Here is a 23,880-nt window from a genome sequence, read left to right as displayed (position 1 = left end):
GGCTCAGTCCTGACTGTCCAGAATTTCACGCACTTTGGCGACCAGATCGCCGCGCGGCACTTCGAACTGACTGGGACGTTCTTTCCATTCCTCCAGCGTGGCGCTTTCGGCGATTTTCGCGCCAAGGATCAGATCTTTGATCTGCACGATCGCATTGGCCTTTTCATCGCCACCTTCGATCACTGCGATCGGAGAGTTCCGCTTGTCCGCGTATTTCAACTGATTGCCAAAGTTTTTGGGGTTACCAAGATACACCTCGGCCCGAATACCTGCGTTGCGCAGTTCGGCCACCATCGCCTGATAGTCGGCCATGCGGTCGCGATCCATGACGGTGACCACCACAGGGCCGGTGGCCTGTGCGGCGATCCGACCCTTTTCGCGCAGGGCGGCCAGCAGACGGTCAACACCGATGGAGACGCCAGTCGCGGGCACCTCTTGTCCGGTGAACCGCTTGACCAGATCGTCGTAACGCCCACCACCCGAAACCGAACCGAACTGCCGCTTGCGGCCTTTCTCGTCGAAAATCTCGAAAGTCAGTTCAGCCTCGTAGACGGGACCAGTATAGTAGCCCAATCCACGCACGACTGAAGGGTCGATCTCGATCCGGTCCGCGCCGTAGCCGCCCGCATCCAGCAAGGTGCCGATCTGTTCCAGCTCGGAAATCCCGTCCGCACCGATCTTGCTGTCGCCGACGGCGGCGCGCAGGTTGGCTAACGTTCCGGCCGCATCCGCAGCCTTGGAGGTCAGGAAAGCAATCACCGGCTCTGCCTGGTCGTCGCTGAGCCCAACGCCATCGATGAACGCGCCGGACGCATCCAGACGGCCCTTGGTCAGCAACTCGCGCACGCCAGCCTTACCCACCTTGTCGAATTTGTCGATGGTGCGCAGGACGTTGTCGCGGGCGGCAGCGTCTTCGCCAAGACCCATCGCCTCAAGCACGCCGTTCAGAACTTTGCGGTTGTTGACGCGAACCAGATAGTCGCCACGCGGGATGCCGACGGTCTCCAGCGTGTCTGACAGCATGGCGCAAATCTCGGCGTCTGCGGCCATCGAAGCCGTACCCACCGTATCCGCATCACACTGATAGAACTGACGATAGCGCCCCGGCCCCGGCTTTTCGTTGCGCCAGACCGGACCCATCGCATACCGGCGATAGGGCGTCGGCAGGTCGTTGCGGTGCTGCGCGTAAACACGGGCCAGCGGCGCGGTCAGGTCATACCGCAGGGCCATCCAGTCGCCTTTGTCATTCTCATCGACCTCCTGCCACGCGAACACGCCTTCGTTCGGGCGATCCACGTCGGGCAGGAACTTGCCCAGCGCCTCAACGGTTTCCACCGCGCTGCTTTCCAGGGCGTCGAACCCGTAACGATGATAGACGTCCGCAATAGCCCGCAGCATCTCGGTGCGCTGCGTGACTTCCTGGCCGAAATAGTCGCGGAACCCTTTGGGCGTAATTGCCTTAGGGCGGGGCTGTTTCTTGGGCTTGGCCATCGGGGGCGTCCTTCACGGGTCATGTTCCGCGCGCGGTCTATCCCATGGCCCGCATCGGGGCAAGGCGCGCTTTCGCTGGCCACGGCGTCACAGGGTCGCTATGACCAGCACAAGACACAGGAGTCGCCAATGCAGCATCTGGAAGAACAGATCGCCCACCTGACCCGCACGGTTGAAGAACTGAACACAGTCGTCACCCGCCAGCAAGGCGAAATCGACCGCCTGACCCGCCGGGTCGAGATGTTACTGCAGCGTGAGGCCGAACGGGCGCAGGAAGGATCAGGCGGGGTCGTATTCGGAGATGAACGCCCGCCGCATTATTGAGCGTTCAAAATCCCAGCGTTGTTTTCACTGCGTTATCCACCACTCCGCCCAAAAGGGCATCCTTATCCGCGGCGCATCCTTCTGACAGCGCGGTTATGAATGCTTCACGCAGCTGGGCCTTTTCCTCATCCGTGATCGCATGATCTTCGATATTGATCTGGCGATTGTAGAGCGAGAGGGCCGTCATCTTTCCGACGACAGCAACAACAAAGGCTTCGTCACCATCCGCCTCTTCAGCAATCGAGGCGCAGGTATAGTGCATCACAGGCAAAGCCTCCTGTACCATCTGTTCAGCCGCGTCATCCGCTGTGGCCATACACGGAGCCGCCAGAATTGCGGCACAAGCGGACATTCTGAGTTTGATAAACCGCATCGCCATCACTTCCAGTTATGTCCGATGATAGCACCGGCCACACCGCCGATTGCAGCGCCTTTGCCGTCACCAACCAGTGCGCCCACGCCTGCGCCGATCAGCGCGCCTTCGATGGTTTTCTTTTTCTTCTTGTCATCCGCCATCGCGGCCGACGCCATCGCCAGGGACGCAACAACGGCCAACGTGAATGCTCTGAAACCAATACCAGAGTGTGTCATATCGGAACCCTCCTATGACGGTCTTCAAATAGATATGGTATCAGCCTAGCGGCGTGATTTGCCTGTGGCAACAAAACGCTGTGTCAGATTTCCTCGACCGACATGACGCCGTCCAGGGATTTGATCGCCCCTTTGATCTGCGGGTTGATCGGGAAGTCCTGCCCAAGGTCCATCTCGACATCTCCCGGCAGACCGGGATCAAGCAGGCACAAATGGATCGGCCCTTTCGCCGCCCCTTTGGCCGCGCCAGCCGCGTCCTCAAGCACTTTGGCAACTGTCGGCAGCACCTTTGGTTCGTCCACGAAGATGCGTAAACCGGTCGCACCGGCCTCCGCCACGACCGAGTCCACCGGCCCGACTGAACGACCAAGCAGTTTGAGCTGATCGGCCTCCATCGTTGCTTCGGCGGTCAGGACGACCTGCGCGCCGGTTTCCAGAAACTCGCGGGATTTCTCCAGCGTTTCCGAGAACAGTGTGACCTCATAAGCGCCGGTCGGATCTGACAATTGCGCAAAAGCGAACCGGTTGCCGCGCGCGGATTTCCGTTCCTGACGCCCGGCGACCACGCCCGCCATCTTGGCGATCAGCGGACCGGAACGCGCCTTTTCGGTCACTTCGTCCAGCGTCAGAACCTGCTTGCGTTTCAAAGCGGGCATGTAGTCGTCCAGCGGATGGCCAGAGAGGTAGAATCCGATAGCCTTGAATTCTTCGCTAAGACGTTCAGCCGGAAGCCAATCCGGCGTCGGCGACAGGCGGGGTTCCGGCAGGTCATCGCCCGCTTCACCGAACAAAGACACCTGGTTCGAGTTCTTCTGATCGTGGATCGCAGCCGAATACTGCACCAGTTGCTCAAGGCTTTCGAAGACGCGGCGGCGGTTCTTGTCGAGCTGGTCAAAAGCCCCCGCCCGCGCCATCATCTCAAGCGGGCGCTTGCCGACCTTCTTCAGATCGACCCGGCGCGCGAAGTCGAACAGGTTGACGAACGGCTTGTCCTCACGTCCAGCAACCACAAGGTTCATCGCCTCGACGCCCACGTTTTTGAGCGCGCCCAGCGCGTAGACCAGATGACCATCGACCACATCAAATGTCGCCAATGAGCGGTTCACGCAGGGCGGTACATAGGGCAGTTCCAACCCTTTGCGGACTTCCTCAAAATAAATCGCCAGCTTGTCGGTCAGGTGGATATCGCAGTTCATGACGCCCGCCATGAACTCAACCGGGTGGTTCGCCTTTAGCCAGCCCGTCTGATAGCTAACCACCGCGTAGGCCGCAGCGTGGGATTTGTTGAAGCCGTAGTTGGCGAATTTTTCCAGCAGGTCGAAAACCTCGCTGGCCTTTTTGGCGTCTACGCCATTCTCGCCCGCTCCCTTTTCGAACTTGGGGCGTTCGGCATCCATCGCCTCTTTGATCTTCTTACCCATTGCGCGGCGCAGCAGGTCGGCGCCACCAAGGCTGTAACCCGCCATGACCTGCGCGATCTGCATCACCTGTTCCTGATAGACGATGATGCCCTGGGTTTCCTCTAGGATGTGATCGATTAGCGGATGCACGGATTCGATCCTGCGCAGCCCGTTCTTGACCTCACAATAGGTCGGGATGTTCTCCATCGGGCCGGGACGGTACAGCGCCACGAGGGCCACGATGTCCTCGATACAGGTGGGTTTCATGCGCTTGAGCGCATCCATCATGCCCGAGGATTCCACCTGGAACACCGCGACAGTCTTGGCCGCCGAATAGAGCTTGTACGTAGCCTCATCATCCAGCGGGATGGCGTTGATCTGGTTCTCGGCTCCGTCGGCGGGTTCATAGAGCTCAGTGCCATCGGCCGACACGTGCAAAGGTCGCCCGGACTTGAAGATAATATCCATCGCGTTCTGGATCACGGTCAGTGTCTTCAAACCCAGAAAGTCGAATTTCACCAAACCGGCCTGCTCAACCCATTTCATGTTGAATTGGGTGGCTGGCATATCGGACCGAGGGTCCTGATAGAGCGGCACAAGTGCATCCAGAGGGCGATCCCCGATCACAACCCCCGCTGCATGTGTCGACGCATTTCGCAGCAACCCTTCGACCTGCTGGCCATAGGTCAGCAGCCGGTCGACGACCTCTTCGTTGCGCGCCTCTTCGCGCAGTCGCGGTTCGTCTTTCAGCGCTTTTTCGATGGAGACTGGCTTTACGCCCTCTACCGGGATCATCTTGGACAAGCGATCCACCTGCCCGTAAGGCATTTGCAGTACACGCCCGATATCGCGCACGGCCGCCTTCGACAGCAACGCGCCAAAGGTGATGATCTGCCCCACCTTGTCGCGACCATATTTCTGCTGCACGTAACGGATCACCTCTTCGCGACGGTCCATGCAGAAGTCAATATCGAAGTCAGGCATGGACACCCGCTCGGGGTTCAGGAACCGTTCGAACAGCAGCGAATAGCGCAGCGGGTCAAGGTCGGTGATCGTCAGCGCATAAGCCACCAGCGAGCCCGCGCCCGAGCCCCGCCCCGGTCCCACCGGGATGTCGTGATCCTTGGCCCATTGGATGAAGTCCGCGACAATCAGGAAGTAGCCGGGAAAACCCATGCCTTCGATGATGCCCAGTTCGAAATCCAGCCTCTCCTGATATTCTTCAGGCGTGACCGCGTGCGGGATCACCGCCAGACGTTTCTGCAGGCCCTCATTGGCTATGCGGCGCAGCTCGGCCACCTCGTCATCGGCGAATTTCGGCAGGATCGGGTCGCGGCGATAGGCCATGAAGGCGCAGCGTTTGGCGATCTCGACCGTGTTCTCGATGGCCTCGGGCAGATCGGCGAACAGGGTCGCCATTTCCTGCTGCGACTTAAAGTAGTGCTGCGCTGTCAGGCGACGGCGGCCTTCCTGCTGGTCAACATAGGCACCCTCGGCGATACAGATCAGCGCGTCATGCGCCTCATACATATCTGTGGTCGGGAAATAGACGTCATTGGTGGCGACCAGTGGCAGGTTCTTGGCATAGGCCATTTCGACATGACCGCGCTCGGTCAGGCGTTCGGCCTCAGGCTGACCACCTTCGCCTGGATGACGCTGCAGTTCGATATACAAGCGATCCGGGAACATTCTCGCCAATCGGTCCACCAAGACTTCAGCGGCGGGGCGCTGCCCCTGTTGCAGCAACATACCAACCGGTCCATCCGGCCCGCCGGTCAGGCAAATTAGGCCGTCCGATCGGTCCGCGAGTTCTTCCAGCGTGACCTGCGGTAGCTGCCCACCTTTATCGACGTAAAGGCAGGAACTGAGCTTCATCAGGTTCTCGTACCCCACCTCTGACTGCGCCAGCAAAACGAGCGGCGCAGGCATTTTTGGTTTTTCCCCCGGTTGCGCCTTCACATAGGTCAGGTCGACCTGACAGCCCATGATCGGCTGCACCCCTGCCCCGCTGGCGGTCACGGAAAATTCCAAGGCAGAGAACATGCTGTTGGTGTCGGTAACGGCGACGGCGGGCATCTCCATTTTCTCACACAAGCCGGGCAGCTTTTTCAGCCGCACGGCGCCTTCCAGAAGGGAATATTCGGTGTGAACACGGAGGTGAATGAATCGAGGTGTACTGCTCATGACCGCCACGCTATCCCAGTCGGACACGGTGCAAAAGCAGGAACCTTGGCCGTCAGATGCCAAAAGGATAAGGCTTGATTATTCGGATTTTTTGGAAGGTGCTTCGGATATCAGAACAAACCAAAAGACAAAAGACCTTTAATTTCAAACAGCTGATCGTTAATCGGATATCTCGATCAAACGCCGTTGGCACCCATTGGTGTATCAATTAGGCAGTTTTTCTTGCCAGACAACCTATGCACTTTCTAACATCTGACGGCAAGCTATTCGCCCGCCACTCTTTCTACGTCGCATCGAAGGAGGGTACCGATGGGCGCAACCGGGTAAGGCGACGGGTTTCTCGAATGAATATCACGTTTCTTCTGAACGGAGAGACAGTGGAGCTGGCGGATGTCGATCCGACAGCGACCCTGCTGGACTGGCTGCGCGAGGATCGCGGCCTGACCGGCACCAAGGAAGGCTGCAACGAAGGCGATTGCGGGGCCTGTACCGTCATGGTCACGGATGAAGGCGGCCACAAGGCGCTGAACTCTTGCATCCTGTTCCTGCCTCAACTGCACGGCAAAGCGGTGCGCACGGTCGAGGGCGCAAGCGGTCCAAACGGCGAGGCACATCCGGTTCAGCAGGCCATGGTTGATCTGCACGGATCGCAATGCGGCTTCTGCACTCCCGGTTTCGTCATGTCGATGGTTGCAAGCCACGCCAACGGCGCAACGGATCACGACACGCAGCTGGCCGGGAACCTGTGCCGTTGCACCGGATACGCACCGATCATTCGAGCGGCAGAGGCGGCAGAGGAACAGCCCGTCCCGGTTTGGGTGAAGGATAAGCCTGTCGCAACGCGCGCCGCATCACCGATGCTGCCCGGCTCGTCCGACGAGTTGGCGGCTGTGTACGCCGAGAACCCAAATGCGACACTGGTTGCCGGAGCGACCGATGTGGGCTTGTGGGTCACCAAACAGTTGCGCGATCTCGATCCGGTGATCTTTCTGAACCGCTGCGATGATCTGAAAGAGATCACGATCACCGAAGAAGAAATCCGCTTTGGTGCCATGGTCGACATGAACCGCATGGGCGAGGCGCTGGCCGACCTGCACCCCTCTTACGCCGAAATGATCCGTCGTTATGCCAGTGTACAGGTGCGCCACGCGGCCACGGTCGGTGGCAACATCGCCAACGGTTCGCCCATCGGGGACAACCCGCCCGCCCTGATCGCCTTGGGTGCAACGCTGCATCTGCGTAAAGGTGACGCGCGCCGATCAATCCCGCTGGAAGAGTTCTTCATCGACTACGGCAAGCAGGATCGCGCGCCGGGCGAATTCGTCGAAGCGGTCAGTTTCGCCCGTCAGGAGGATCGTTTGAAAGCTTACAAACTCAGCAAGCGGTTCGATCAGGATATTTCGGCCGTTTGCGGGTGTTTCAATATCACGGTGGCGGATGGCGTGGTCACCGATGCGCGTATCGCGTTCGGCGGCATGGCTGGCATTCCAAAGCGCGCTTCGAATGTCGAAGCAGCGCTTACGGGCGAACCCTGGACGCGTGAGACGGTTCAGGCCGCAACCCCGGCTTTTGCCAACGACTTCACGCCTATGACGGATATGCGCGCCTCGGCCAACTACCGGTTGGAGACGGCAAAAGCGATGCTCGAAAGGTACTACCTCGAAGATCAGGGTGAAGTAACAAATGTATTGGAGGTGTCGGCATGAGCGTGACCAAACCCCTCCCCCATGACGCGGCGCCGCTGCATGTCTCTGGTACTGCGCGTTATGTCGATGACATTCCAACACCAAAAGGCTCGCTGCATCTGGCCTTTGGATTAAGCCCGATTGCCAAGGGTTCGATCACGTCGATGGATCTGTCAGCGGTAAAAGCTGCCGATGGTGTCGTCATGGTCATGACCGCCGACGATCTGCCTTTTGCAAACGACGTCTCTCCGTCGATCCATGACGAGCCATTGCTGTCAGATGGTTCGATTCACTACATCGGACAGCCCGTTTTCCTTGTGATCGCCACCAGCCATCTGGCCGCGCGCAAGGCCGCCCGGCTGGGCAAGATCGAGTATGCCGAGGAAACCCCAATCTTGACGGTCGAAGAGGCGCTGGCCGCAGACAGCCGGTTCGAGGATGGCCCTCGCATCTACGCCAAGGGTGACGCTGATGCAGCTATTGCCGGATCCGCGCGCGTCATCGAAGGCACGTTCGAGATCGGCGGGCAGGAGCATTTCTATCTGGAAGGACAGGCCGCGCTGGCCGTGCCGAATGAGGGCGCGGATATGCTGGTGCATAGCTCGACCCAGCACCCGACTGAAATTCAACACAAAGTGGCAGATGCCCTGGGCGTTCCCATGCATGCCGTTCGTGTTGAAACCCGCCGCATGGGCGGAGGATTTGGAGGCAAGGAAAGTCAGGGCAACGCGTTGGCCGTATCCTGCGCTGTCGCTGCTCGGGCAACCGGCAAGGCCTGTAAGATGCGTTATGACCGCGACGATGACATGATTATCACCGGCAAACGTCACGCTTTCCGGATTTCGTATAAGGCCGGGTTCGATAAGAACGGGCACCTTCAGGGCGTCTCGCTCCACCACTACGCAATCTGTGGCTGGGCGCAGGATCTATCCCTGCCCGTCGCGGACCGTGCGATGCTGCATTCCGACAACGCCTATCTGTTGCCGAATGCGCGGATCGAAAGCCACCGGCTGAAGACCAACACCCAATCCGCCACCGCCTATCGCGGCTTCGGCGGTCCGCAAGGTATGGTTGGTATCGAACGCGTCATGGACCACGCAGCCTATGAATTGGGGATGGACCCGGTCGAACTACGCCGCCGGAACTATTACGAACCGGCGCATAAGGTTGCGGACCCTGTGCCTACAGAAAAACCACTGGGCCACCCCGATCCGCATGAAGACCTGACCAGCCGTGGCGCGGTCGAGATGGGAGACGCGCCCGTGCGCCCCCTGCCCGCAGGCGGTAACACCACGCCATACGGTATGGAAGTCAGCGACTTTGAACTGCACGGAATGACCGAGAAGCTGCTGAAAACCAGCGATTATGTGTCACGCAAGGCCGCCATCGAGAAGTGGAATGCTGAGAACAGCGTGATCAAGAAAGGCATCGCTTTTTCCCCGGTCAAGTTCGGTATTTCCTTCACACTGACCCACCTGAACCAGGCGGGTGCGCTGGTGCATGTGTATCAGGACGGCTCTGTCCACCTGAACCATGGCGGAACCGAAATGGGTCAGGGCCTGTTCCAGAAGGTTGCGCAGGTCGCGGCCTCGCGCTTTGGCATTCCGCTCGAGATGGTGAAGATCACCGCAACCGACACTGCCAAGGTACCCAATACCTCGGCGACCGCGGCGTCTTCCGGCAGTGACTTGAACGGCATGGCGGTGAAAGCGGCCTGCGACACGATCCGTGACCGGATAGCCGATTATCTGGCCGAAAGGCATCAGGCCGATCCATCAACGGTGACGTTCTCGGATGGCCATGTCTCGGTCGGAGAAGAACGCTATACCTTCGCAGAAGCCGCCGCGCTGGCCTACCAGGGACGGATCAGCCTGTCGGCAACCGGGTTCTACAAAACGCCGAAAATCGAGTGGGACCGGATCAAAGGCCGCGGCCGCCCGTTCTTTTACTTCGCCTACGGTGCATCTGTTACCGAGGTCGCAGTCGATACGCTGACCGGTGAGAACCGCATCCTGCGCACCGATATCCTGCATGACGCAGGCGCGTCGCTGAACCCGGCACTGGATATCGGGCAGGTCGAAGGTGGCTATGTGCAAGGCGCTGGCTGGCTTACGACCGAGGAATTGGTCTGGGACGACAAAGGAAACCTGCGCACGCACGCACCTTCGACCTACAAGATCCCGGCCTGCTCGGACCGTCCGGACATCTTCAATGTCGCCTTATGGGACGGGCAGAACCGCGAGGATACGATTTATCGCTCGAAAGCGGTGGGAGAACCGCCGTTCATGCTGGGTATCTCTGCCTGGCTGGCACTTTCGAACGCGGTGGCAGCCTGTGGGGACAGCTATCCGGCACTGGATGCGCCCGCCACGGCCGAAGAGGTCTGGCACGGTGTCCAAAGGATAAAGGGAGGCATCTGATGGGATTTGATCGAGAGGCTTTGAGGGAGGCGGTCAAAACCCACGGCAAGGTGATCCGGGTGGTCATCGCCGGGATCAAGGGGTCGTCACCGCGCGAAGTCGGAGCCGCGATGCTTGTTTGGGAGGACGGGCAATCAGGTACCATCGGCGGAGGTGCCCTGGAGTTTCAAGCGGCCGAGGCGGCGCGGTCCCAAACAGCGCCTGCACGCCAGACGCAACATGCGCTTGGACCTGATATGGGCCAGTGCTGCGGTGGGGCTGTAACCCTGCTTAGCGAAATCTATGACCTCAAGGCAGTTGAACAGCTGAATGACACGATCATCGCGCGTTCAGCCTCGGGCGGTGACATGCCACTGTCGGTCAAGCGCTTGCTGGCACAGGCCCGCGGTCAGGGTGTAAAACCCGACCCGCAGTTGATCGAAGGATGGATGATCGAGCCGGTTCACGAACCCACGCGCAACCTTTGGATCTGGGGCGCGGGTCATGTCGGCCGAGCTCTGGTCGATGTCCTATCGCCCCTGCCCGATCTGGCAATTACCTGGGTTGATACCGGGCCAGAGCGGTTTCCGGACGTCGTACCGAGCGGTGTAATACCGGTTCCGGCGATCAAACCGACCGAGTTGGTCCGTCACGCACCGACCGATGCCGAGCATCTTGTGCTTACTTATTCACACAATTTGGACCTGGAACTGTGCAACAGGCTGCTTTTGCATGATTTCCGCTTTGCTGGCCTGATTGGCTCGGCTACGAAATGGGCGCGATTCCGGTCCCGGCTGGCCGCATTGGGGCATACGCCCGAACGGATTGGCCGGATCACCTGCCCAATCGGGGACCCGTCCCTGGGCAAACACCCGCAGATGATCGCAGTTGGTGTCGCGGCGCAAATCCTGCGCCCTGCCCGGCAGAATGAATTGAAGAAGGACCTGAGCGCGTGACCACTCCACTTCTAAGCTTGCAAGGGCTGACCAAAGCCTATCCCGGCGTCGTGGCCAATGACCAGGTGTCTTTCGACATCGGTGAAGGCGAAGTTCACGCCCTGCTGGGCGAAAACGGTGCGGGAAAATCCACACTGGTGAAGATGATTTACGGGCTGGTGAAGCCCGACAGCGGCACGATGCTGCTGCGCGGCCAACCCTTTGCGCCACCCGAACCACGCGCGGCGCGGGCCGACGGGATTGCGATGGTGTTCCAGCATTTCTCACTGTTCGACGCGCTGAACGTGGCCGAGAACATAGCACTGGGGATGGAAAACCCTCCGGCCATGGGTGATCTGGCCGCGCGTATCCGTGAGGTTTCAGAAACCTATGGTCTGCCGCTGGACCCGTATCGCATCGTCGGTGATCTTTCCGCAGGCGAGCGTCAGCGCGTCGAGATCATCCGCTGTCTGCTGCAAGAGCCCAAACTGCTGATCATGGATGAGCCGACCTCGGTTCTGACGCCACAAGAAGTAGACATCCTGTTTGAGACGCTGAACAAATTGCGCTCGGAAGGCACATCGATCCTCTATATTTCGCACAAGCTGGAGGAAATCCGCACGTTGTGTGACCACGCCACAATCTTGCGACTGGGCAAGAACGTGGGTGAATGTGTTCCAGCCGAGACGTCAGCCCGCGACATGGCCGAGATGATGGTCGGATCGACCCTGCAGACCCCGGAACGTTCGGGGCGCGAGTTTGGTGAGGTGGCGCTGGATGTCAGCGGGTTGTCGGTTCCGTCACCGTCCGAGTTCGGGACCGCATTGAGAAACATCCACATGACTGTCCGCAAGGGCGAGGTTCTGGGTATCGGCGGTGTTGCCGGCAACGGTCAAGACGAGTTGCTGGGCGTTCTTTCGGGAGAGATCCTCACAGCCGCCGATGCGATCAAGTTCAACGGTCAACGGATTGGCAAACTCGGACCGACTGCACGTCGCAAGCTGGGCGTACTGACTGCGCCCGAAGAACGGCTGGGCCATGCCGCAGCCCCCGACATGAGCCTGACTGAAAACGCGCTGCTGACCGGTTCGGTCCGCGAGGGATTGGAGAGTAACGGCTTTCTGAAATGGGCCGAGACCAAAAGTTTTGCCGAAAAGATCATCAGCGCTTTTGACGTACGTACGCCCGGACCTGAAAACGCCGCGCGATCTCTGTCAGGGGGCAACCTGCAGAAATTCGTCATCGGGCGTGAGGTTCTGCAAAACCCCGACGTTCTGGTGGTGAACCAACCGACATGGGGCGTGGATGCGGCAGCGGCGGCCTCGATCCGTCAGGCCATTCTGGATCTGGCTGCAAAAGGCACCGCAGTCATTTGCATCAGCCAGGACCTGGACGAGCTTATGGAAATTTCGGACAGCTTTGCCGCCCTGAACGAAGGACGGCTAAGCGCCCCGCGCACAACGACAGGTCTGACCGTGGACGAAATCGGCCTGATGATGGGCGGCGCCCATGGCATGGAGGTGGCCCATGTCTAACACAAATCAAAAAAGAAATGAAAACAGGGGGATGAGCAGATGATTGTGTTGGAGAAACGGCCTCAGCCGTCCAAGGCGTGGTCCTATGCCACCCCATTGGTCGCGGTTCTGGCAACCATGATCTTCGGCGGCATCCTGTTCGCCATTCTGGGCAAGAACCCGGTCGAAGCAATCGGTACGATATTCTGGGAGCCTTTGTTCGGCGAGTTCGCATTCTACTATCGCCCGCAACTGCTGGTCAAAGGCGCGCCATTGGTGTTGATCGCCATTGGCCTGTCGTTGGGCTTCCGCGCAGGTATCTGGAACATCGGGGCCGAGGGTCAATACATCATGGGTGCCATCTTTGGCGCTGGTGCCGGTCTGGCCTTCTACCCTCTCGACGCATTCTATATCTTTCCGATCATGGTGATTGCCGGGGCGTTTGGCGGCTGGCTGTGGGCAATGATCCCGGCTTTCCTCAAGGTTCGCTTCGGCACCAACGAAATCCTTGTGTCGCTGATGCTTGTCTATGTGGCCGAGCAGATGCTGGCCTCGGTCTCGTTGGGCCTGCTGAAGAACCCCGAAGGGTTCGGCTTTCCCGGCTCGCGCAACCTGCAATCCTACGAGAGCGCGCATAACGCTGAGCTGATCGCCGGATCGGGCATGCACTGGGGCGTCGTGACAGCGTTGATCGCCGTGATCTTTGCCTATGTCCTGCTGAACCGTCACATGCTGGGCTTCCACATCCGACTGACGGGCGAAGCCCCTCGCGCCGCGAAATTCGCCGGTGTGAACCCGGCACGTCTGATCCTGTTCTGCCTCGGCCTGTCCGGAGCGCTGGCCGGTCTGGCAGGAATGTTCGAAGTCTCCGGTCCCTCGGGCGTGGTCAGCATCGACTTTAACGTCGGCTACGGCTTCACCGCGATCATCGTGGCCTTTCTGGGCCGTCTGCATCCGGTTGGAATCCTGCTGGCCGGTGGTCTGATGGCTCTGACCTATATCGGTGGTGAAATCGCGCAGTCCCAATTGGGTCTGCCTGCCGCTGCCATTCAGGTTTTTCAGGGGATGCTCCTGTTCTTCCTCCTGGCGTTCGATCTTCTGACAAACTACCGCATCCGTGCGGCCCGTAGCGAGGTGGCGTGACCCATGGACCTAGGTGAAATCAATCCCGTACTTCTGGTCGCCTCGTTGATGGTGGCCGCAACCCCCCTGCTATTGGCCGCGATCGGAGAACTGGTGGTCGAAAAAGCAGGCGTCCTGAACCTCGGCGTCGAGGGCATGATGATCGTGGGCGCAATCAGCGGCTTTGCAATCTCGGTCGAGACCGGCTCGCCCTGGCTAGGCTTTATCGCCGCGGCCATTGGCGGCGCAGTGCTGTCCTTGCTGTTCGTTCTTTTGACACAAGTGGCTTTGGCCAACCAAGTGGCCAGTGGCCTTGCATTGACGCTGTTTGGTCTCGGCTTCAGCGCCCTTATGGGTCAGAGCTATGTGGGCGTGAAACCCCCGGACATGGCCGACATCCACATCCCGGTGATCAGCGATATCCCGGTCATCGGCCCGATCCTGTTCCAGCATGACCCAATCCTCTATGTCGGCATCGCCCTGACCGCAGCGGTCTGGGCCACGCTGAAATACACCCGTGTCGGTCTGATCCTGCGGGCGGTGGGCGAGAACCACGATGCCGCGCATGCGTTGGGCTATAAGGTCATCAAGATCCGCATCATGGCGATCCTGTTCGGCGGTGCCTGCGCGGGCCTGGGCGGAGCATATATCAGCCTGATCCGCGTGCCGCAGTGGACCGAGGGCATGACCGCCGGTGTCGGCTGGATCGCCCTGGCGCTGGTGGTGTTCGCAAGCTGGAAGCCATGGCGTGCATTGCTGGGTGCTTATTTGTTTGGCGGAATCACGGTGTTGCAGCTTAATCTGCAGGCAGCGGGCGTTGCCATTCCTGTCGAGTATCTGGCAATGTCGCCCTACATCATCACGATCCTTGTGCTTGTGATCCTTTCGGCCGACAAGAGCAGCGCACCTGCCGCACTGGGCCGGACCTTCCATGCCTCGCATTAGACGGGGCCAACTGAACCAACTTGGGGAGTAACCACATGAAATTCAATTTACTTCTGGCAAGCGCCGCCATGGCGCTGGGTCTGGCGACAGGCGCCATGGCCGAAGACAAGACCAAAGTCGGGTTCGTCTATGTCGGCCCGGTCGGCGACGGCGGCTGGACCTATGAACACAACAAGGGCCGTCTGGCCGTGGAAGAGCACTTTGGCGACAAGGTCGAAACCGTATTCGTGGAATCGGTTCCGGAAGGTCCCGATGCCGAGCGTGTGATGACCCAGATGGCACTGGAAGGTGCCGACCTGATCTTCACCACCTCGTTCGGTTACATGGACCCGACGATCAACGTGGCCAAGAAGTTCCCGAACGTGAAGTTCGAGCACGCCACAGGCTACAAGACCGCCCCGAACGTATCCGTCTATTCGGCACGCTTTTACGAAGGCCGCGCCGTTCAGGGCCACATCGCCGGCAAGATGACCGAGTCGAACATCATCGGCTATATCGGCTCCTACCCGATCCCCGAAGTGATCCGCGGTATCAACTCGGCCTATATCCACGCCAAGAAGGTGAACCCGGATGTCGAGTTCAAGATCGTCTGGGCCTACACCTGGTTCGACCCGGCGAAAGAGGCTGACGCAGCCACCGTTCTGATCGAACAGGGCGCTGACGTGATCCTGCAGCACACCGACTCGACCGCGCCACAGGCGGCCGCGCAAGAGGCAGGCAACGTGATCACCTTCGGTCAGGCCTCAGACATGAGCGAATACGCTCCGCACCCGCGCGTATCTTCGATCATCGACAACTGGGCACCCTACTACATCGCGCGTACGCAGGCCGTGATGGACGGTTCGTGGGAAACCGTGAACACATGGGATGGCATCAAGGAAGGCATGGTTGAGATCGGCGAGATCACAGATGCTGTGCCGGCCGACGTCAAGGAAGAAGCACTCGCAATGAAAGCCGCAATGGCCGCAGGTGAATACCACCCATTCACCGGCCCTATCAAAAAGCAGGACGGCAGCGACTGGCTGGCTGAAGGCGAAACCGCTGATGATGGCACGCTGGCCGGCATGAACTTCTACGTCGAAGGTCTGGAAGGCGAAATTCCGCAGTAATTTACCTCACAAACGCACCAAAGGGCTGGCCATTTGGCTGGCCCTTTTTTGTGTCAGGGCGAACACCCCGCTCTTCGAAAACTGGATGGAGCCTTGACGCGCGCAGGTGTGCGGGACCTGATGGGGTCAATGGCTTACCCACCTCAACACGAAGCGAAAAAACCTATAGAGCCCATTGCGCGGGATCGCAGCCGCTGGTGGATACTTGGCGCGATGGGGGCCATTCTGGGTGTTATTCTGCTGGACGAAACCGTAGTCAGCGTCGCGCTTCCGACCATCCGTGCTGAGCTTGGCCTGTCTCGGCTGGATGCACACTGGGTAGTGAACATTTATCTACTGGTATTGGCCTGCTTTGCCGGAGCGGCGGGACGACTTGGCGATATTCTGGGCATACGCTTTTTGCTTAGCGCGGGGTTACTGATATTTGGCCTGTCCTCCGCGCTGGGTGGGTTTGCCGAAAGCGGCTTTGCTCTGCTTTCAGCCCGAGCGGTTCAGGGCATCGGAGCGGCCCTGATTTTCCCGCTGTCACTGGTGGTTTTGATCCAGTCCTTTGACGAAAGGGAACGAGGGCTGGCACTGGGCCTTTATGGCGGGATCGGGACCGTTTTCCTGTCGATGGGGCCGCTGGTCGGGGGCTTGCTGACCGAATACCTGTCCTGGCGTTGGATCTTCTGGGTCAATCCTCCAATCGTGCTGGTCGTCGCACTGGTTGCCTGGATTTTCTGGCGAGACCCACCGCACCAAAAAGAGAACGGGTTTGACACGAAAGGCCTTGTGCTGCTGGTAACCGGGCTAGCAGCAATTGTTTTCGGGGTCATGGAGGGCCCGGATCGGGGCTGGGCACAACCCGAGGTTCTGATGGCCCTTTCAACTGGCCTTACTTTACTGGTGTTGTTTGTCCGCGTTGAACAGAGGGCACAATCGCCCCTGATTGCCATATCCCTTTTCGCCAACCCAGGCTTTGCGGCCTCGAACATGATCCTGTTTACCGCCCAGTTCGGAAAGATTGCCCTGTTCGTCTTTGGCGCGTCGTATTTTCAATCCCAGCTCGGGTACTCACCGCTGACCGCTGGCGTCGCCTTGCTGCCGATCGCCTTCCCACAGATTTTCGTGGCCCCGATGGCGGGAAAAATTGCTGACAAATTCGGCACACGTGGCCCGTCGTTGACTGGTATAGCGCTGGGTACTATCGCCATTCTTTTGGTCGCCTTGGGAATGTATCTGGACATCGCCGCGCTGATCTATAGCGGTTATTTCCTTTGGGGATGCTGCGTGCCGTTTCTGTTTGTCCCCCCAAGGCGCGCCATTATGTCAACCGTGCCGAAGGCTTTCCACGGACAAGCAAGCGGAATCTCAATGACATTCCAGTTGTTGGGCGGAACCGTCGGCATGGCTTTGGGCAGTTCCGTTTTCGCTATAACAGGTTCGTTCACGATGGTCTTCTGCTTTGTCGCAGCGTTTGCCGCCTGCGTTCTGGCTTATTCCTTTGCCTCGCTTACCCCAGATGACTAACCTAGTCGCAAATCACAGTAGGTGCGACGCGCGACCGGATCGGTTCATCCATCAGCTGAACCGTTTAATGCCCCGTCAGAACCAGCGTATTCACTGGCATCAGGATCAGGCGCAGACGCAGGCCCGCCGCGTGAACGACCCCGATCGTGTCGACCACGTGCAAGAAGGCAGCCTCCCAGAACCCAAGGTCCTCGTGCTCCAGTTTTTCATGGTTGTCGGTATAGACGTTCGCCAGACAGTTGCTGCCGGGGGGAATGTCGTCCGCCATGCCTTTGTACAAAGGTTCCAGATACACCAGAATTGAGCCCGGATTGTTGTTGGCCTGCACATCGCGCAGTTCGTCCGAGGGGCGGATCTGCCCCGAGGGGATGACGTCCTGAATTTCGACCACGACCATCGGGATCACGGTGAACGGCTTGGTCATGCAGCCCAGTTCACCAATCATGCCGGGCTTGATGACTTGTGCCGACATCTGGTTGAACGCAGCCTGAAACCTGTCATGCCCCGAGGCGGACGGGACCAGAATACCAGCCGGCCGCAACAATGGGCTGACGTAATCGCCGACCTGCAAGCCGAACTGTTCAACCCGGCCCGTCACGCCCGCGCTGACCACAGTTTTGTCCAGCTCTGTCAGCGCTGCGTCCAATTGGGCATTTGCGCTGGCCAGTTGCGCCGGGATCAGTTGTTCGATCTGCTGCTTGACTGCGGCGCGGCGCGACTGGGCCGCGGTCAACTGCGCCTCGCGTTCGGCCACAAGGTTTTCAAGCCGATCAATCTCGGCCAGGCGAACGGCGCTTGATCCCTCGTCCCGCAGCGTGGTGTTACGCTCCAGATCCTCAAGCGACTGGTCCAGAGCGGCACGTGCCCCTGCGATGCCAGCTTCGGCTTCAGCCAGATCGGTCTCGGCCACTTTCAACGAGGCCTGAACCTGCGCAATCTGCGCATGCGCGGCCTCGACCATTGCGGTCTGGGTGAAATCTTCGATCCGGAAAATGGGCTGCCCGGAAACGACCTGCTGGTTATTGCTCACATAGACCTCAGAGACGCGCCCCCCCAATTGCGGCAGGATCGTTACGGTACGAAAGTAGGACGCCGCCGTTTTGCTGGCCGGGTGGAAATAGAACAGCGTGGTGATCACAGTCAGAGCGAGAATGGCACAGGTGGTGAGGCCCCAGCGCAACTCGTACCACATCGTGAACAGAGTGATCTCCTGCCCAATGCGTTTGCCCTGCACGAAGCGACGGAACAGGTAATCGGGCAGCACCGTTACCAGCGCGCACATCAGTGTCTCTAGCATCGTTTACTGCTCCTGCTGCGCGGTGGTTTGTGCCGGTTCGGCAGGCAACAGTTCATCGCCGCGTTGATTGCCCAGCGATCGGATCGCATCCGCAATAGCGCGCAAGGGTGCTGCGACATCCGGGAACTGGAACCCGGCCACCAGAATGGCAGCTACCCAGAACAGACCGTTATGAGTAAATAGCGCCAACAGCGCCAAAATGCCCACAAGCTGAAACTGGGGATGGTTGGATTCATGCGCAATTTTTTCAGGAATTGAATGCAGGGTGAAATAGCCAACACCAATCAGCACGATCACAAGGACGGTAAACACAAACATAAAGGTCAGCAGGAAGTCACTGCCATCTGCCTGCGTGACGTAAGACGGGATATGACCCGTTGCCATTGGATGTAACTCTGCCGGTGTCACGTTTTTCTCCGATTCCGATGTTGGCTGCACTAAAAACAGGCCGATAGCCTTGGATCAAGTTTACATTACGGAAATTACACCTCTTTTCGAACTGTGTTTCGCGTGCAAGTGTTCGCGCACGAGCCACGTTAAAGCAAATCAGCAGGATATTCGGGAGAGTCCTCCCGCGGAGCTTCGGACATGATCGACTTTCTAATCATTGGCGGAGGCATAGCTGGCCTAAGCGCGGGCGCACGGTTGTCCGAACATGGCCATGTTGTCGTTCTCGAGGCGGAAGACGCATTGGGGTATCATACCTCTGGCCGATCTGCGGCAATGTTCGAAAAAGGTTATGGCCCGCCGTCCGTGGTTGCCCTGAACACGGCCAGCGAGGCGTACCTCACCTCGAACGATTATCTGTCACCGCGTGGCTTGATGCTGATCGCCGCACATGGCCAAGAAGAGCTGTTTTCGCACGATGCGGCAGATCTTGGGCTTCAAGGGATTTCAGTGGACGAGGCCGTTGCGCGGATCCCGATATTGAACCCACAGACAGTTGGGCACGTGGCCACAAGTAACTCGGCCTTTGACATCGACACCGACCGGATGATGCAGGATTTTGCACGTGTGATCCGGGCCAATGGCGGTCTGGTTTTGACCCGCCACAAGGTGCAGAGCATCATAAAATCCGGGCATTGGGTTGTAGAAACCCGCGAAGTTTTCGAAGCCCGAAACGTTGTGAACGCTGCTGGCGCGTGGGTGGACGAGGTCGCAACGATGGCAGGTGTCGCACCGATCGGTATTGAACCGCGTCGCCGCTCGGTGGCGCGCATCCCTGCTCCCGCCGGACATGATGTAACGGGTTGGCCTATGATGCTGGGTGCCGGTGAGGGCTGGTACGCCAAACCTGATGCCGGAAAACTGATCGTCTCACCCTGTGAGGCCGATCCGAGTTTTCCCCATGACGCCTACGCCGACGATATGGTGCTGGCTGAAGGGCTGGCACGATACGAGGCGATGGTGACCGAACCCGTGACAAGGGTCGAGGCAAACTGGGCCGGTCTACGCAGCTTTGCGCCGGACGGAACACTGGTTCTGGGCCCTGATCCCACTGATCCAACGTTTATCTGGTCGGCTGCTCAGGGCGGTTACGGCTTTCAAACTGCGCCTGCCGCATCGCAGCTTGTGGCGGATTTGACGACCGGAAATCAGTCAGAGTTGGATAAAGCCAATGTTTCGACCCTTAGACCGGAAAGGTTACGCGCATGACTCAACGCAAGCTTCCCCAGAATGCCAGTGTCGCAACCGCATCCGATGGGGGAAAAATGGTGGCACCGGCAGCCAGCCGAAACGTCAAAGTGCTTTGTGATCTGTTGGCGCAGTTCGCACCACCAACAGGCCGCGCACTAGAATTGGCCAGCGGCACAGGACAACACGTTGCCGCCTTTTCGCAACGCCTACCCTGCCTGAGTTGGCAACCCAGTGAAGTTGAACCCCAACGGCGCATTTCGATTGACGCCTACGCCGATGGCCTCAAAAACATAGCCCCTGCAGTTGAATTGAATGCGACCGAACCGGGCTGGCATTCGAGCTATGGCGCGCAGGACCTGATCGTCTTGATCAACCTGCTGCATTTGATCAGCTGGCCCGAGGTCAAAACTCTGGTAACCGAAGCCGCGCTGTCCCTGAATCCAGGAGGCCGCCTTGTTCTATACGGGCCATTCATGCGCGCGGGCCAATTGACCAGCGAGGGCGACCTGACATTTCACGCGGCGCTGACACAACAAGACCCTGAGATCGGGTACAAAGACGACGGCGAAATCCGGGACTTGCTGCGTCAATGCAATCTGACCTTGGTTGAGATTGTCGATATGCCCGCCAACAATCTTGCTTTTATTTCGGAAAAGCCGGGGACCTGATCGAAATCAAGGTCTGAGGGGATCCGACTACATATTCAATGCGTGATATATATAAGGATCCTTACTCATGAGTTGGCAAGAAAAGCTCTCGGACACACGCAAAAACCTGCGTAACCTCAACTCCGCTATCCCAGACACAGCCCGCGCATTTGGTGCGCTTGGAAAGTCCGTCAAGGAAGGCGGCACGCTGGACTACAAAACAAAAGAGTTGGTCGCCTTGGGCATGTCAATCGCGGCCAGATGCGAGCCCTGTATCACGCTGCATACCGAAGCCTTGATCAAAGCCGGGGCGAGTCGGGAAGAGGTCTCGGATGTTCTGGCCATGGCCATTCAAATGGGCGGAGGTCCGTCGATGATGTACGCGGCCAAAGCGTTGGAATGTTTCGACGAACTCTCCGCGTAAACAAAAAAAGGCCCCGGACTTACCCGGGGCCTTTGTTTGATCAACCGTCCTTGCGGATGGTTTCGTTCTTCGGATCGTAGGGACTGTCGCAGGTGACGACCGCGTCCCACAGCTTGTCCTGAATTTTAACTTGCAGCTTGGTGCCTTCGACCGCCAGCTCTGGCTTTACGTAGCCCATGCCGATGGATTTCTCGAACGCGACCGAGTAACCGCCCGAGGTCAGGCGACCTACGCGCTCACCTTCCGGTGTGTACAGCGCCTCACGGCCCCACGGATCGGCATCGTCCGGTCCGTCGATCAGCAGAGTGCAGCACTTCACGCGCACGCCGGTCTCTTCCAGCTTTGCCTTGCCATAAAAATCCTTGGACAGGTCGACAAAACGCGGCAGGTCAGCTTCCAGCGGGGTCGCATCGCGTCCCAGTTCAGTGCCGAAGGCGCGATAGGATTTCTCCTGACGCAGCCAGTTCTGAGCCCGTGCCCCAACCAGCTTCATACCGTGCTTCTCACCAGCTTTTTCCAGCAGGTCGAACAGGTAGTTCTGCATCTCGATCGGGTGATGCAATTCCCAGCCCAGCTCACCGGTATAGGCCACGCGGATCGCATTGACCGGGCACATGCCTAGTTCGATCTGACGGGCCGACAGCCACGGAAAGCGCTTGTTGGACAGAGCGGTTTCCGGATCAGCGTCTTTGATGACCTCTTTCAGAACGTCACGCGACTTGGGTCCAGCGATGGCGAAGACGCCCCACTGCGTGGTCACGTCCTGGATCTCGATGTAGCCGAACTCCTCCATCTTGTCCTCGGCCGCCTTGCGCAGATAGTCGGCGTCGTACTCGGTCCATGCACCGGCAGAGACGATGTAGTAGTTGTTCTCGCCATTGCGGACGATGGTGTATTCGGTGCGGGTGGTGCCGTGCGAGGTTAGCGCGTAGGTCAGGTTGATGCGACCGACCTTGGGCAGCTTGTTGCAGGTGAACCAATCCAGGAACTGAGTCGCACCGGGGCCTTTGACGACATGCTTGGTGAAGGCCGACGCGTCGATCAGGCCAACGCCTTCGCGGATCGCTTTGGCCTCTTCGACGGCATATTGCCACCAGCCACCGCGACGGAACGAACGGCTTTCTTTGTCGAAGTTGTCCGGTGCATCGACGGGGCCGAAATAGTTTGGACGTTCCCAACCGTTGACCCAGCCGAACTGAGCGCCGCGCGCTTTCTGCCGGTCATAAGCCGGAACAGTCCGCAACGGGCGGCAAGCTTCACGCTCTTCGTCGGGGTGGTGCAGTATGTAGACGTGCTCATAGCACTCTTCGTTCTTGCGCGCCGCGAACTCGGTGGTCATCCAGTTGGAGGAATAGCGCTTGGGATCCAGCGAGGCCATGTCGATCTCGGCTTCGCCATTGACCATCATCTGCGCCAGATAATAGCCGGTACCGCCTGCAGCGGTGATGCCGAACGAGAACCCTTCAGCCAGCCACATGTTGCGCAGACCCGGAGCCGGACCAACCAGCGGGTTGCCGTCGGGGGTGTAGCAGATCGGGCCGTTGAAATCGTCTTTCAGGCCGGATTCAGCGCAAGAAGGAACGCGTTCGGCCATCGCCATGTACTGATCTGCAATCCGGTCCAGATCCAGCGGGAACAGGTCAGCGCGGAAGCTGTCCGGCACGCCGTGTTCGAACTGCGCAGGAGCGCCATGTTCGTAGATCCCCAGAATCCAACCGCCGCGTTCTTCGCGCGCATACGACTCGTTGTCGGCATCACGCACTACCGGATGCTCGGGGTTGCCTGCTTCGCGCCATTTGACCAGCTCAGGGTCTTTGTCCATGACGATGAAGGTGTGTTCGACCGGGATCGCAGGCATCTTGATACCCAGCATCTTGGCAGTCCGCTGCGCGTGGTTACCGGATGCGGTCACGACATGCTCGGCGGTGATCACCACCTGCTCATCCGATGGGACGAGGTTACCGCCCTTTTCGACCATCTTGGTGCAGGTGACTTCCCAGTGGGTGCCGTTCCAGTGGAAGGCGTCGGCCTGCATCTTGCGGACGATGTCGACGCCGCGCTGACGGGCGCCCTTGGCCATCGCCTGGGTCACATCGGCAGGGTTAATGTAGCCGTCCTCGGTGTGGTAGATTGCGCCCTTCAGGTCGGAGGTCTCGATCAGCGGCCAGCGTTCCTTGATCTGGTCCGGGGTCAACCACTCATAGGCAACATCGCAGGTTTCGGCGGTGGAGGCATAGAGCATGTACTCATCCATACGCTCTTGCGTCTGCGCCATACGCAGGTTGCCGACCACGGCGAAGCCTGCGTTCAGGCCGGTCTCTTCCTCAAGCGTCTTGTAGAAATCGACCGAGTACTTGTGGATGTGGGTCGTCGCGTAGGACATGTTAAACAGCGGCAGCAGGCCTGCCGCGTGCCAGGTGGATCCGGACGTCAGCTCGTCCCGCTCGATCAGCATCACATCGTCCCAGCCTGCTTTGGCCAGATGATAGGCAATCGAAGTCCCGACGGCGCCGCCGCCAACAACCAGTGCTTTGACTTGGGTTTTCATAACCGGGCGTCTCCCCTTGAATTCAGTTGACACCATATGGCGCATTTGAGGGACCCGGCGCGACATTCATCCGACCAGTGATAGAAAAAAAACGACCCGCGCGCGGCACGGGTCG

19 protein-coding genes are annotated in these 23,880 nt (G+C 59.1%); 12 read left to right on the top strand and 7 right to left on the bottom strand.

Translation table 11 applies throughout. The features are described 5' to 3' along the window. Positions 1-3: 3 nt before the first annotated feature. Positions 4-1,491: a histidine--tRNA ligase gene (hisS, locus tag ACR0J0_RS06210; protein ID WP_480662133.1), complete on the bottom strand. Its 1,488-nt coding sequence runs from the start codon at positions 1,489-1,491 to the stop codon at positions 4-6. A gap of 129 nt (positions 1,492-1,620) precedes the next feature. Between hisS and ACR0J0_RS06205 the strand changes: the two genes are divergently transcribed. Further along, the gene (locus ACR0J0_RS06205) at positions 1,621-1,815 is read left to right on the top strand and encodes a SlyX family protein (protein ID WP_170573549.1); all 195 of its coding nucleotides are present in this window, start codon (positions 1,621-1,623) and stop codon (positions 1,813-1,815) included. 4 nt (positions 1,816-1,819) lie between these two features. Here ACR0J0_RS06205 and ACR0J0_RS06200 read toward each other — a convergent pair whose 3' ends face one another. From ACR0J0_RS06200 to dnaE, 3 genes are all read right to left on the bottom strand, one after another. Continuing rightward, positions 1,820-2,188 (bottom strand): hypothetical protein, encoded by a 369-nt coding sequence (locus tag ACR0J0_RS06200; RefSeq protein ID WP_480662131.1) that lies wholly within the window; start codon positions 2,186-2,188, stop codon positions 1,820-1,822. Positions 2,189-2,193: 5 nt separating this feature from the next. Continuing rightward, positions 2,194-2,406, bottom strand: a complete 213-nt coding sequence (locus ACR0J0_RS06195) for a YMGG-like glycine zipper-containing protein (protein WP_480662129.1) — start codon at positions 2,404-2,406, stop codon at positions 2,194-2,196. An 83-nt stretch (positions 2,407-2,489) separates the two neighbouring features. Further along, positions 2,490-5,990, bottom strand: a complete 3,501-nt coding sequence (gene dnaE, locus ACR0J0_RS06190) for a DNA polymerase III subunit alpha (RefSeq protein ID WP_480662127.1) — start codon at positions 5,988-5,990, stop codon at positions 2,490-2,492. Positions 5,991-6,334: 344 nt separating this feature from the next. On the opposite strand from dnaE, the gene xdhA reads away from it, so the two are divergent. The 8 genes from xdhA to ACR0J0_RS06150 all read left to right on the top strand — a co-directional run bounded on the left by xdhA (position 6,335) and on the right by ACR0J0_RS06150 (position 17,211). Next, positions 6,335-7,696 carry a xanthine dehydrogenase small subunit gene (xdhA, locus tag ACR0J0_RS06185; protein WP_480662125.1) on the top strand — a complete coding sequence of 454 codons (1,362 nt, stop codon included), beginning with the start codon at positions 6,335-6,337 and terminating at the stop codon, positions 7,694-7,696. Beyond that, positions 7,693-10,095, top strand: coding sequence for a xanthine dehydrogenase molybdopterin binding subunit (gene xdhB / locus ACR0J0_RS06180; RefSeq protein ID WP_480662123.1), 2,403 nt, complete (start codon positions 7,693-7,695; stop codon positions 10,093-10,095). The genes xdhA and xdhB overlap by 4 nt, the downstream gene beginning before the upstream one ends. Beyond that, positions 10,095-11,030 carry a xanthine dehydrogenase accessory protein XdhC gene (xdhC, locus tag ACR0J0_RS06175; RefSeq protein ID WP_480662121.1) on the top strand — a complete coding sequence of 312 codons (936 nt, stop codon included), beginning with the start codon at positions 10,095-10,097 and terminating at the stop codon, positions 11,028-11,030. The genes xdhB and xdhC overlap by 1 nt, the downstream gene beginning before the upstream one ends. Further along, a complete protein-coding gene (locus ACR0J0_RS06170) occupies positions 11,027-12,544 on the top strand; it encodes an ABC transporter ATP-binding protein (protein WP_480662119.1) in 1,518 nt (505 codons plus the stop codon). The genes xdhC and ACR0J0_RS06170 overlap by 4 nt, the downstream gene beginning before the upstream one ends. 39 nt (positions 12,545-12,583) lie before the next feature. Beyond that, positions 12,584-13,666 carry an ABC transporter permease gene (locus tag ACR0J0_RS06165; RefSeq protein ID WP_480662117.1) on the top strand — a complete coding sequence of 361 codons (1,083 nt, stop codon included), beginning with the start codon at positions 12,584-12,586 and terminating at the stop codon, positions 13,664-13,666. A gap of 3 nt (positions 13,667-13,669) precedes the next feature. Then, complete coding sequence (locus tag ACR0J0_RS06160) at positions 13,670-14,590, top strand: ABC transporter permease (protein ID WP_170686863.1); 921 nt, start codon at positions 13,670-13,672, stop codon at positions 14,588-14,590. A 35-nt stretch (positions 14,591-14,625) separates the two neighbouring features. Continuing rightward, positions 14,626-15,699: a BMP family ABC transporter substrate-binding protein gene (locus tag ACR0J0_RS06155; RefSeq protein ID WP_480662115.1), complete on the top strand. Its 1,074-nt coding sequence runs from the start codon at positions 14,626-14,628 to the stop codon at positions 15,697-15,699. A 93-nt stretch (positions 15,700-15,792) separates the two neighbouring features. Then, complete coding sequence (locus ACR0J0_RS06150; protein ID WP_480662113.1) at positions 15,793-17,211, top strand: MFS transporter; 1,419 nt, start codon at positions 15,793-15,795, stop codon at positions 17,209-17,211. Between the two features lie 64 nt (positions 17,212-17,275). Here ACR0J0_RS06150 and ACR0J0_RS06145 read toward each other — a convergent pair whose 3' ends face one another. Both ACR0J0_RS06145 and ACR0J0_RS06140 read right to left on the bottom strand, forming a co-directional pair. Further along, entirely contained in the window at positions 17,276-18,508 is a 1,233-nt protein-coding gene (locus ACR0J0_RS06145; protein WP_480662111.1) for an HlyD family secretion protein, read from the bottom strand. Between the two features lie 3 nt (positions 18,509-18,511). Continuing rightward, entirely contained in the window at positions 18,512-18,892 is a 381-nt protein-coding gene (locus tag ACR0J0_RS06140) for a hypothetical protein (protein ID WP_480662870.1), read from the bottom strand. 204 nt (positions 18,893-19,096) lie between these two features. Here ACR0J0_RS06140 and ACR0J0_RS06135 point away from each other — a divergent pair, with 204 nt between their 5' ends. From ACR0J0_RS06135 to ACR0J0_RS06125, 3 genes are all read left to right on the top strand, one after another. Beyond that, positions 19,097-20,164 carry an NAD(P)/FAD-dependent oxidoreductase gene (locus tag ACR0J0_RS06135; RefSeq protein ID WP_480662109.1) on the top strand — a complete coding sequence of 356 codons (1,068 nt, stop codon included), beginning with the start codon at positions 19,097-19,099 and terminating at the stop codon, positions 20,162-20,164. Beyond that, positions 20,161-20,814: a DUF938 domain-containing protein gene (locus tag ACR0J0_RS06130; RefSeq protein WP_480662107.1), complete on the top strand. Its 654-nt coding sequence runs from the start codon at positions 20,161-20,163 to the stop codon at positions 20,812-20,814. The genes ACR0J0_RS06135 and ACR0J0_RS06130 overlap by 4 nt, the downstream gene beginning before the upstream one ends. Positions 20,815-20,881: 67 nt before the next feature. Further along, on the top strand, positions 20,882-21,217 hold the full coding sequence (locus tag ACR0J0_RS06125) for a carboxymuconolactone decarboxylase family protein (protein WP_480662105.1): 336 nt from the start codon (positions 20,882-20,884) through the stop codon (positions 21,215-21,217). 40 nt (positions 21,218-21,257) lie between these two features. Here ACR0J0_RS06125 and ACR0J0_RS06120 read toward each other — a convergent pair whose 3' ends face one another. Continuing rightward, positions 21,258-23,765, bottom strand: coding sequence for a GcvT family protein (locus tag ACR0J0_RS06120; protein WP_480662103.1), 2,508 nt, complete (start codon positions 23,763-23,765; stop codon positions 21,258-21,260). Between the last annotated feature and the right edge of the window lie 115 nt (positions 23,766-23,880).

The organism is Ruegeria sp. BF12 (assembly GCF_056538705.1).
The sequence above is the reverse complement of the archived record's forward strand: the minus strand, read 5'-3'. Positions and strand labels throughout refer to the sequence as shown.